At 72.2% G+C, this 8,595-nt stretch carries 10 protein-coding genes; 5 read left to right on the forward strand and 5 right to left on the reverse strand.

Annotated elements, in window-relative coordinates:
• Window positions 1-75: 75 nt before the first annotated feature.
• Window positions 76-1,236, reverse strand: a complete 1,161-nt coding sequence (locus IFT36_RS13710) for an NAD(P)-binding domain-containing protein (RefSeq protein ID WP_200413408.1) — start codon at window positions 1,234-1,236, stop codon at window positions 76-78.
• A gap of 140 nt (window positions 1,237-1,376) precedes the next feature.
• On the opposite strand from IFT36_RS13710, the gene IFT36_RS13715 reads away from it, so the two are divergent.
• Together IFT36_RS13715 and IFT36_RS13720 are read left to right on the forward strand one after the other, a co-directional pair.
• Window positions 1,377-1,574 carry a DUF3073 domain-containing protein gene (locus IFT36_RS13715; RefSeq protein ID WP_056227242.1) on the forward strand — a complete coding sequence of 66 codons (198 nt, stop codon included), beginning with the start codon at window positions 1,377-1,379 and terminating at the stop codon, window positions 1,572-1,574.
• Between the two features lie 13 nt (window positions 1,575-1,587).
• Window positions 1,588-1,974, forward strand: coding sequence for a VOC family protein (locus tag IFT36_RS13720; protein WP_200413409.1), 387 nt, complete (start codon window positions 1,588-1,590; stop codon window positions 1,972-1,974).
• A 121-nt stretch (window positions 1,975-2,095) separates the two neighbouring features.
• Here the strand turns inward: IFT36_RS13720 and IFT36_RS13725 are convergent, their stop codons facing one another.
• The gene (locus tag IFT36_RS13725) at window positions 2,096-2,317 is read right to left on the reverse strand and encodes a hypothetical protein (RefSeq protein ID WP_123572025.1); all 222 of its coding nucleotides are present in this window, start codon (window positions 2,315-2,317) and stop codon (window positions 2,096-2,098) included.
• A gap of 110 nt (window positions 2,318-2,427) precedes the next feature.
• Complete coding sequence (gene purM, locus IFT36_RS13730) at window positions 2,428-3,552, reverse strand: phosphoribosylformylglycinamidine cyclo-ligase (RefSeq protein ID WP_173151996.1); 1,125 nt, start codon at window positions 3,550-3,552, stop codon at window positions 2,428-2,430.
• A 71-nt stretch (window positions 3,553-3,623) separates the two neighbouring features.
• Here purM and purF point away from each other — a divergent pair, with 71 nt between their 5' ends.
• The 3 genes from purF (at window position 3,624) to IFT36_RS13745 (ending at window position 7,530) form a co-directional block, all read left to right on the forward strand.
• The gene (gene purF, locus IFT36_RS13735) at window positions 3,624-5,084 is read left to right on the forward strand and encodes an amidophosphoribosyltransferase (protein ID WP_056049492.1); all 1,461 of its coding nucleotides are present in this window, start codon (window positions 3,624-3,626) and stop codon (window positions 5,082-5,084) included.
• Window positions 5,085-5,173: 89 nt separating this feature from the next.
• On the forward strand, window positions 5,174-5,974 hold the full coding sequence (locus IFT36_RS13740; RefSeq protein ID WP_233568550.1) for an ABC transporter ATP-binding protein: 801 nt from the start codon (window positions 5,174-5,176) through the stop codon (window positions 5,972-5,974).
• Window positions 5,956-7,530 carry a transporter gene (locus tag IFT36_RS13745; RefSeq protein WP_200413410.1) on the forward strand — a complete coding sequence of 525 codons (1,575 nt, stop codon included), beginning with the start codon at window positions 5,956-5,958 and terminating at the stop codon, window positions 7,528-7,530. The genes IFT36_RS13740 and IFT36_RS13745 overlap by 19 nt, the downstream gene beginning before the upstream one ends.
• A 118-nt stretch (window positions 7,531-7,648) precedes the next feature.
• Here the strand turns inward: IFT36_RS13745 and IFT36_RS13750 are convergent, their stop codons facing one another.
• A complete protein-coding gene (locus IFT36_RS13750) occupies window positions 7,649-8,062 on the reverse strand; it encodes a hypothetical protein (protein ID WP_159825800.1) in 414 nt (137 codons plus the stop codon).
• A gap of 106 nt (window positions 8,063-8,168) precedes the next feature.
• A complete protein-coding gene (locus tag IFT36_RS13755; protein WP_123572021.1) occupies window positions 8,169-8,549 on the reverse strand; it encodes a sterol carrier family protein in 381 nt (126 codons plus the stop codon).
• Window positions 8,550-8,595: the final 46 nt, after the last annotated feature.

Consider the following 8,595-nt stretch of genomic DNA (forward strand, 5'->3'; position numbering starts at 1 on the left):
CGCTGGCCCCGCCGCCGATGGTGCGCGCACCCTCCCGCCGAACGCGGGCGAGCCCGCGCACGGGCATCGCCTGCGTCACCCCTGCCGTCGGCGCTCGGCGTCGCTCTCCGACAACCGCGCGACCACCTGACGGGCGATCGCCCGGCCGGCCCGGTTCGCCCCGATCGTCGAGGCCTGCGGCCCGTAGCCCGCGAAGAACAGCCGCGGGTCGAGGGTGGAGGCGCCGCCCTCGACGCTCACGCCCCCGTCGGCCGAGCGCAGTCCGAGCGGCGCCAGGTGACGCAGCTCGGGCCGGAACCCGGTCGCCCAGACGATCGCGTCCGCGTGGGCGGAGGTGCCGTCGGCCCATCGCACCCCGTCGGGTTCGACGGTCGCGAACATCGGCCGCTCGACCAGCACGCCGCGCTCGATGCCCGACACGAAGCGCCGGGTGCGGGGCACGCCCGTCCCGCTGACGATGCTCGGCAGCGCCTGCCCCGCCCGTGCCGCGCGGTCCTGCGCGGCGACCGCCGCGACGGCCGACTCGACGTCGAGCTCGCCCTGGTCGAGCCAGTCGACCGACCGGCGGGTCACCCACGTCGTCGAGGCCGCGACGCCGTCGAGCTCCAACACGAATCCGATCGCGCTCGTGCCGCCGCCGACGACGACGACGTCGAGCCCCTCGAGCTCGGAGGCCGCCCGGTAGTCCGAGGTGTGCAGCTGACGCCCGCGGAAGGTGTCGCGCCCGGGGTACCACGGCACGAACGGGGCGCCCCAGGTGCCGGTCGCGTTCACGACGACCTCGGCCCGCAGAGCGCCGAACCCCGGCCCTGTCGCCGCAGCCGGAGCGCCCCCCGAGGAGGCGCGCCTCGCCCACCGCACCGAGAACCCGTCGCCCAGCCCGGTCACCCCGGTCACCTCGACCGGGCGCCGCACGTCGAGCCCGAGCGCGTCCTCGTACCGGGCGTACCGGTCGGCGACGACGTCACGCGCCGGGGCCGACCGGTCGGCGTCGGCGAACCCCAGCCCCAGCTCGGCCATGCCCGGCAGGTCGTGCACCCGGTGCGCGGCACCCAGCCGCAGGCTCTCCCAGCGGTGCTGCCACGCGCCTCCGGTTCCGGGGCCCCGGTCGAGGACGACGAGATCGCGACCCACCTCGAGTCCGAGCCGGCGCAGGTACCACGAGACCGACAACCCGGCCTGGCCCGCACCGATCACGAGGACCCTCGTCCGCTCGCCTTCGCCCCCTGCAGTCATCCGGACCATCATGCCCGTCCGAGGCGGCAGCCGGGGCTAGGGGTACATGATAAGATCGGTCCAGTTTTTCACCAGCATCCTGTCGGCAGTTCCCGGGTCGTCCGACACCGTTTCCGGGCCGAGTTCAGAGGGGGTCACGCATGGGGCGCGGCCGTCAAAAAGCCAAGCACACCAAGGTCGCCAGAGAGCTGAAGTACTTCAGCCCTGACACCAACTACGGTGCACTCGAAAAAGAGTTGGCGACGAAGAACGACTCCGGCGACGAATACGTCGACAAATGGGCCGACGACTTCGACGACGAATACGACACCGAGCACGACCAGAACAAGAGCGCCTGAGGCCGGCTGGCTGATGACCTCTTCGTCCTCGTCCCTCGCCTGGGAGCAGGTCGTCGTCGATGCGAGCGACCCGTCCGGGCTCGCCCGTTGGTGGGCCGACGCCCTCGGGTGGGTGTTCGTCTCGGTCGACGACGACGAGCCCGAGATCCGTCCGACGGCCGACACGCTGCCGGGGCTCCTCTTCGTGAGCGTCCCCGAGGCCAAGACGGTCAAGAACCGTCTGCACCTCGACTTCCGTCCGACGCCGGTCGACGGCCAGAGCCGCGAGGCGACGCAGGCCGACGAGGTCGCGCGGCTCGAGTCGCTCGGGGCCGTCCGCGCACAGGTCGGCCAAGACGACACGGACGTGTCGTGGGTCGTCCTCGCCGACCCCGCGGGCAACGAGTTCTGCGTCCTCTGAGTCCGCACCACGCACGCCACACGACGACGGCCCCTCGATCTCGAGGGGCCGTCGTCGTGTGTCACCAGCTCACCGGGTGACGGGCCGACCGGGCGCCGGGGCCACGGTCAGGAGGCGCGGCTCAGCCGCCGACGAGCGTCGCGACCGCGGGCAGCAGCCCCACGACCAACAGCAGGATCATGCCGCCGGCCGTGAGGGCCGCGACCTTGCGCCCGCCGGTGACGGGTGACGCGGACGAACGCAGCGGCGCGGGCTGGGCGGGGACGCGGCTGATCCGGGCGCTGCGCGGAGCGGCGACCGCCGCGCGCGAGACGGTGGAGAGGGGGATGCGGGTGGTGCTCATGGGTCGACTCCTTCGTCGTCCGGTCTGACGTCGTCGTCAGGACGCCCGGCAGGGGCGTGGCTTCATCGTACGTCCGCCGCCGGACGAACGCCACGCGACGTCGCCGGTGATCAGCCCGCGTAGGACCCGACGAGCCGCACCGCGCCTCCGTCGACTCCCTTGGCGCCCTGTTCGAAGCCGGACAGGTCACGCGCCCGGGTCGAGACGGTGCCGACGGGCCACGTCGCGATGCCGTCGGCCTCGAGGGCCGCGGTGACCGAGTCGGCCTGTCCGGCGGCCACGACGGCGATCATGCCGATGCCGAGGTTCCAGGTGCCCTCGCTCGACTCGAGGGTCGAGCCGGCCAGGTCGCTCAGCACCCGGAAGACGGGCAGCGGCGACCAGGTCGAACGGTCGACCTCGGTCCACGACCCGAGGGGGAGAACGCGGGCGAGGTTGGCCGCGATGCCGCCCCCGGTGACGTGGCTGAGCGAATGGATCGCGCCGTCGAGCGCAGGGTCGTCGAGCACGCGCAGCAGGGGCGAGGTGTACAGGCGCGTCGGTTCGAGCAGTGCCTCGCCGACGGTGCCCGAGAACTCGGGCAGGGTGTCGTCGTAGCCGAGGTCGCGTGAGGCCAGGATGTGGCGCACGAGCGAGAAGCCGTTCGAGTGGACGCCCGACGAGGCGAGGGCGAGCACGACGTCGCCGTCGCCGACGAGGTGCGGGCCGAGCTGGCGCCCCGACTCGACCGCACCCACCGCGGCGCCGGCCACGTCGTAGTCGTCGGGCCCGAGCAGGCCGGGGTGCTCCGCCGTCTCGCCGCCGACGAGGGCGGTCCCCGTCGCGCTGCAGGCGCGGGCGATGCCCTCGACGATCGAGGCGATGCGGGTCGGCACCACGCGGCCGCAGGCGATGTAGTCGGTCATGATCAGCGGCCGGGCGCCGACGACGACGATGTCGTCGACGACCATGCCCACGAGGTCCTGCCCGATCGTGTCGTGCTTGTCGAGCGCCTGGGCGATGGCGACCTTCGTGCCGACGCCGTCGGTCGACGTCGCGAGCAACGGCTTGTCGAAGTCCTTGAGGAACGACACGTCGAACAGCCCGGCGAACCCGCCCACGCCACCGACGACACCGGGGCCGTGCGTGGCACTGACGGCCGCCTTCATCAGCTCGACCGCCCGGTCGCCGGCGGCCGTGTCGACCCCCGCTGCGGCGTAGGAGGCGCTGGTCGAGTGGGCAGAGGAGGTCGCCATTCGTTCATCCGTTCGGTGTCGCTCTAGACTGTCGCGGTAACCCCAACTCTACGGTCTGGAGCCAGATCCGCATGTGCGGCATCGTCGGTCTCGTCGCGCACGAGCCAGCAAATCAACTCGTCTACGACTCGCTCCTCCTGTTGCAGCACCGGGGGCAGGACAGCACCGGCATCGCGACCGCCGAGGGCGGCATCTTCCACGTGCACAAGACCAAGGGTCAGGTGCGCGAGGGCTTCCGCACCCGCGACATGCGCGCCCTGCTCGGCAACATGGGCCTCGGTCACGTGCGGTACGCCACCAAGGGCGCGGCCAGCAACGAGCAAGAGGCGCAGCCGTTCTACGTGAACGCGCCCTACGGCATCGTGCTGATCCACAACGGCAACCTGACGAACACGCGCGAGCTCACCAGCGAGCTCTTCCACGTCGACCGTCGTCACCTCAACACGAACAGCGACACCGAGCTCCTGGTCAACGTGCTGGCGCACGAGCTGCAAGAGCAGGTCAACGGCAGCGAGCTCGACCCCGAGCAGATCTTCGCCGCGGTCTCCCGCGTGCACGACCGGGTGCAGGGCTCCTACGCGGCGATCGCGATGATCGCGGGCCACGGTCTGCTGGCCTTCCGCGACCCCTTCGGCATCCGCCCGCTGGTCCTGGGCCGCCGTCTCGCCGCCGACGGCGTCCGCGAAGAGTGGATCACCGCCTCCGAGTCGCTCGTCCTCGAGTCCGGCGGCTACGAGATCGTCCGCGACGTCGCCCCCGGCGAGGCCGTCTTCATCTCGCTCGACGGCCAGATGGTGTCGAAGCAGTGCCACGCCAGCCCGCGCCTCATCCCCTGCTCGTTCGAGTACGTCTACCTGGCCCGCCCCGACTCGATCATGAACGGCATCTCGGTCTACGACGCCCGCCTGCGCCTCGGCAACCGGTTGGCCGACACGATCGCCGCGCACTCGCCGATCGGCGACATCGACGTGGTCATGCCGATCCCCGACTCGTCACGCCCCGCGGCCATGCAGGTCGCCCAGAAGCTCGGCATCGAGTACCGCGAGGGCTTTTACAAGAACCGTTACGTGGGCCGCACCTTCATCATGCCGGGGCAGGCCGAGCGCAAGCGGTCGGTGCGCCAGAAGCTCAACGCGATGTCGAGCGAGTTCAAGGGCAAGAACATCCTGATCGTCGACGACTCGATCGTCCGCGGGACGACCTCGCGCGAGATCGTCGAGATGGCCCGCGCCGCCGGAGCGAACAAGGTGACGTTCACCTCGGCCGCTCCCCCGGTCCGGTTCCCCCACGTCTACGGCATCAACATGCCGTCGCGGCACGAGCTGGTCGCCCACGACCGCAAGATCCCCGAGATCGCCCGCGAACTGGGTGCCGACCACCTCATCTACCAAGAGGTCGCCGACATGCAGGCGGCCATCACCGAGGGCAGCGACGTCACCGAGCTCGAGATGAGCTGCTTCACGGGCGAGTACGTCACCGGCACCGTCAGCCCCGAGTACCTCGCCTGGGTCGAGGCCAACCAGCTCAGCTGAGTCGCGCCGCCGTCGCCACCCGCACCTCGCCCCTGCTTCCACCCGCCGGGGGAGGTGCGGTGTCGGCAGGCGTCCCTAGGCTGGGGGCCATGAGCGACGTCGGCATGCCCCGCCCCGAACCGACCGCGACGCCCCCGGCGTCCGCCCTGCAGATCACCGGTCTGCGCAAGGCGTTCGGCGACAAGGTCGCCGTCGACGGAATCGACCTGACCGTGCCGACGGGCTCGTTCTTCGGCCTCGTCGGCCCGAACGGCGCCGGCAAGACGACCACGCTCTCGATGGCGACCGGTCTGCTGCGTCCCGACTCGGGCAGCATCGCCGTGCTGGGCGTCGACGTCTGGTCCGACCCGACGCACGCCAAGTCGCTCGTGGGCGTGCTGAGCGACGGCATCTCGCTGTTCGACCGCCTCACCGGCGAGCAGCTCGTCACGTACCACGGCCTGCTCAACGGCATGAGCCGCGAGACGACGGCCCAGCGGGTCGGCGACCTGCTCGACCTGCTCGACCTGCGCTCCGCCGGCGGCACGCTCGTCGTCGACTACTCCGCGGGCATGACCAAGAAGGTGGCGCTCGCCTGCGCGCTCGTCCATGCCCCGCGCCTCCTCGTCCTCGACGAGCCGTTCGAGTCGGTCGACCCGATCTCGGCCGCCAACATCCGCGACATCCTGCACGGTTACACGCAGAACGGTGGCACGGTCATCGTGTCGAGCCACTCGATGGACCTCGTCCAGCGCATGTGCGACCACGTCGCCGTCATCGCGGCCGGGCGCGTGCTGGCGGCCGGCACGACCGACGACGTGCGCGCCGGCTCCACCCTCGAAGACCGCTTCGTCGAACTCGTCGGCGGCCGTCAGCACAACGAGGGGCCGTCGTGGTTGCGCACCTCCTGAGCCTGCGCTGGCGGGTGCTGCTGAACGGCTTCAAGCGCAGCACCTGGCAGATCGTCGCGGCCGTCATCGGCGGGCTCTACGGCCTCGGCGTGCTCGCCGCCGTCGTGGTCGGCCTCGTCGCACTCTCGTTCGCGCCCGAACGCTGGGCCTGGACGGCCGGCGTGCTCGGCGGTTCCCTCGCCGTCGTCGGCTGGATCGTCGTGCCCTTCGTCGCCCGGGGCTACGACCAGACCCTCAGCGTCTCGAAGCTGCGCCCGTTCCCCCTGCCCGCCGACAGGCTCCTCGTCGCCCTGTTCGTCACCGGGCTGCTGGGCATCCCGGGCATCGTCACGCTCGTCGCCGCCCTCGCGACGACCTTCAGTTGGCTGCACCACCCTCTCTCGGCCGTCCTCGCGCCGTTCTGCGGGGTGCTCGGCGTCTTCGTCTGCGTCGCGGCGTCCCGCGCGGTCGAGACCGCCACCAGCGCGCTGGGTGCCAAACGTCGCTACCGCGAGTTGATGAGCGTCGCGATCTTCGTGCCCCTCATCCTGGCCGGGCCGCTGATCGGGCTGGTCGGCCAGGGGCTCAGTTCCGTCGGTGACGACCTGCCCCGTGTCGCCCACGCCCTGTCGTGGAGCCCGCTCGGCGCCGCCTGGTCGATCCCCGGCGACGTCGCCCTCGGCCGACCGGGCGAGGCAGCCCTCAAGGCCCTCATCGCCCTGGTCACCCTGGGGGCGCTCCTCCTGCTCTGGCGACGCGGACTGGCGACGGCGCTCGTGGCTCCCCCGGCCGTCACGGCCACCGCGGCGTCCAAGGGCCTCGGGCCCTTCGCCCGGTTCCCCGCGACGCCGACCGGTGCGGTCGCCGCCCGGACGGCCGTCTACTGGCTGCGCGACCCGCGGTACGGCGGGTCGCTGATCGTCGTCCCGCTGATGCCGGTCCTGGCGATCTTCCTGTCGTTCTCCCTCGAGACGACCTGGCCGCTGTACGCCATCGGCCCGGCCGTGGCCGCGCTCCTCGCCATCACGCTGGCCGCCGACGTCTCGTACGACGGCACGGCTTTCGCCGCACACCTGGCGACCGGCTTGGCGGGTGCGGCCGACCGCGCAGGTCGCGTCCTCACGCTCTCGCTGTTCGCGGTGCCCTCCGTCGTGCTCGCCACGCTCGTCCCCCTGGCCGTGGTGGGCCGATTCGACGTGGCCCCGGCGCTGCTCGGCATCGGCCTGGGCCTGCTGCTCACGGGGTTCGGCGTGTCGAGCGTGGCCTCGGCGCTGTACCTGATGCCCGTCCCGGCGGCGGGCGAGAGCCCCTTCAAGTCACCGCCCGGGGCCAACGTCACCTCGACCCTCGGGCTCTACGCCTCGTGGGCGATCGTCTTCGTGCTGTCGCTGCCCGAGCTCGTGCTCGGAGTCGTGGCGCTGGTCCAGGGCTCGGTGATCCTCGGGCTCGCGACGCTCGTCGTCGGCGTCGTCCTCGGTCTCGTGCTGACGATCATCGGCATCCGACGCGGCGGCCGCCTCCTCGACGCCCGCGGCCCCGAGCTGCTCACCAGGTTGCGGCGGGCTCGCGGGGCCTGACCCGGGCCGTCAGCCGGGCACGCGGCAGGTAGGCGAGGCCTGGCGCGGCTCGGTGAGACCTGGCTCGGCTCAGCTCGGTGAGGCCTGGCTGGGCTCGGCTCGGCTCGGCAAGGCGAGGTCAGTCGCGGTCGGGTTCGCCGTCGGTGACCGGGCGGGGCGCCGTGTCGACCTCGTCGTCGATCGGCATCTCGAGCCGTTCGCGTTCGACCTGGACGCGCTTCGCCCCACGGCTGGTCACCTGCTCGGCGACGATGGCCACGACGCAACCGACGGCCCCGCCGATGGTGAGCCCCCAGAGCGAGATGTACCCGTAGGTCTGCGCGACGCCCTCGCCCGAGTCGAACGGGAAGAGCGAGGTGACGATCAGCGACACGACCACGCCGAGCGCCGCACCCATGATCAAGAACACGGGCACCTTGGGAGCCCGGCGCACGGTGACCTCGTCGCGTTCGACGATCGACTCGACTGCGCGATCGGCGGAGGGCTCGACGACGGGCTCGGGTCGCTGCTGGTCGTCGGGTGCGTTCGTCACCCGCCCATCATCCCAGAGGAGGCCGACCCCCGCCGCCGCCCCTCTCGACGTCGAGCAGGGCCCTGGAAGGGCGACCACGGCGGAGGCACCGCCGAGGAGGCGCGGGTCAGCCCCGCTGCCAGGCGATCGGCACGTAGCCGGTCAGGTCCGCCCTGCTGCCGGAGGCCGACACGAGGGCCCCGGCCCGCGCCTCCTGCCAGCTGAGATCGCCGGTGGCGAGTCGCACGAAGGTGGCGGCGTCGGTCTCGACGACGTTCGGCGGCGTGCCCCGCGTATGACTGAGTCCTTCGCGGAACTGCACCGCGCCGAACGGTGGGACGCGCACCTCGACCGTCGCGCCGGGTTCGCCGTCGGCGAGCACCTGCAGCAACCAACGGACGGCCATGGCGGTCACCGGCCGTGGCGCGGTCTCGTCGGCGGCGAGCGCCGCCCGCACCTCGCCCACCGCGGCCGATCCCGCCGCGTCCTCGATCCGTGCCCTGGCCATGCGCCCACGCTACCCGCGCCTCCTCGTCGCGCCCCGCTCCGGCCCG

Origin of the sequence: Frigoribacterium sp. CFBP 13605 (genome assembly GCF_014839405.1) — a bacterium.
Taxonomy (GTDB): domain Bacteria; phylum Actinomycetota; class Actinomycetes; order Actinomycetales; family Microbacteriaceae; genus Frigoribacterium.

Bases quoted from the DNA above. Each gene is read 5' to 3' on its own strand.
- IFT36_RS13710 (WP_200413408.1), bottom strand. From the start codon at position 1,236: ATGACTGCAGGGGGCGAAGGCGAGCGGACGAGGGTCCTCGTGATCGGT.
- IFT36_RS13715 (WP_056227242.1), top strand. From the start codon at position 1,377: ATGGGGCGCGGCCGTCAAAAAGCCAAGCACACCAAGGTCGCCAGAGAG.
- IFT36_RS13720 (WP_200413409.1), top strand. From the start codon at position 1,588: ATGACCTCTTCGTCCTCGTCCCTCGCCTGGGAGCAGGTCGTCGTCGAT.
- IFT36_RS13725 (WP_123572025.1), bottom strand. From the start codon at position 2,317: ATGAGCACCACCCGCATCCCCCTCTCCACCGTCTCGCGCGCGGCGGTC.
- purM (WP_173151996.1), bottom strand. From the start codon at position 3,552: ATGGCGACCTCCTCTGCCCACTCGACCAGCGCCTCCTACGCCGCAGCG.
- purF (WP_056049492.1), top strand. From the start codon at position 3,624: ATGTGCGGCATCGTCGGTCTCGTCGCGCACGAGCCAGCAAATCAACTC.
- IFT36_RS13740 (WP_233568550.1), top strand. From the start codon at position 5,174: ATGAGCGACGTCGGCATGCCCCGCCCCGAACCGACCGCGACGCCCCCG.
- IFT36_RS13755 (WP_123572021.1), bottom strand. From the start codon at position 8,549: ATGGCCAGGGCACGGATCGAGGACGCGGCGGGATCGGCCGCGGTGGGC.